Source organism: Actinomadura meyerae (genome assembly GCF_900188445.1).
GTDB lineage: Bacteria > Actinomycetota > Actinomycetes > Streptosporangiales > Streptosporangiaceae > Spirillospora > Spirillospora meyerae.
The window spans coordinates 1-1,137 of record NZ_FZOR01000118.1 but is presented as its reverse complement, the minus strand read 5'-3'; the positions used below and the strand labels follow the sequence as shown (position 1 = coordinate 1,137).

The 1,137-nt window shown below is 71.7% G+C and carries 1 protein-coding gene; it reads left to right on the top strand.

Annotated features, from left to right (window positions below; genetic code table 11):
- Positions 1 to 1,137: beta-ketoacyl synthase N-terminal-like domain-containing protein (locus CHF16_RS39175; protein ID WP_143228401.1), on the top strand; the 1,137-nt coding region annotated here is incomplete at both ends.

Here is a 1,137-nt window from a genome sequence, read left to right as displayed (position 1 = left end):
CGCCTGCTGCTGGAGACCTCCTGGGAGGCCGTCGAACGCGCGGGCATCGACCCCACCTCCCTGCGCGGAACGTCCACCGGCGTCTTCACCGGCGTGGTCTCCCAGGACTACGCGCCGCGCATCCACGAGGCGGCGGAGTCGCTCGAGGGCTACCTGATGACGGGCAACGCCACGAGCGTCGCGTCCGGCCGGATCGCCTACACGCTCGGACTCGAAGGCCCGGCGATCACCGTCGACACGGCGTGCTCGTCCTCGCTGGTCGCGCTGCACCTGGCGGGCCGCGCGCTCCGCGGCGGCGAATGCGATCTCGCACTGGTGGGCGGGGCCATGGTGATGGCGACACCGGCGCTGTTCGTGGAGTTCAGCCGCCAGCGCGGTCTGTCACCGGACGGGCGGTGCCGTGCCTTCGGTGCCGGCGCCGACGGCACGGGCTGGGGCGAGGGCGCTGGGATGCTGCTGGTGGAGCGGCTGTCGGACGCGCGGCGCAACGGGCATCCGATCCTGGCCGTGGTGCGCGGGTCGGCCGTCAACCAGGACGGCGCGAGCAACGGTCTCACCGCCCCCAACGGGCCGTCGCAGCAACGCGTCATCCGCGCCGCCCTCGCCAACGCCGGACTCGCCCCCGGCGACGTCGACGCCGTCGAGGCCCACGGCACCGCAACCACCCTGGGCGACCCGATCGAGGCCCAAGCGCTGCTGGCCACCTACGGGCAGGACCGCGACACGCCGCTGTGGCTCGGCTCGATCAAATCTAACATCGGCCACACCGCCGCGGCCGCGGGTGTCGCCGGCGTCATCAAGATGGTGGAGGCACTGCGCCACAACGCCCTCCCGAAGACGTTGCACGCGGACGAGCCCACCCCGCACGTCGACTGGGAGGCCGGGGCGGTCCGGCTGCTGAACGAAACAACACCATGGGAGAAGAACGACCGTCCGCGTCGCGCGGCGGTGTCGTCGTTCGGTGTCAGCGGGACCAACGCCCACCTCATCCTCGAGGAAGCACCGGAATCCCCGGTGGAGCCGGTGCCCGAAGCCCCGGACGTCGTTCCCTGGCTCATCTCGGCGAAAAGCGAACAAGCCCTGGACGAGCAGATCGAACGCATCAACCAGGTCGACGCCGACCCACGCGACATCGCC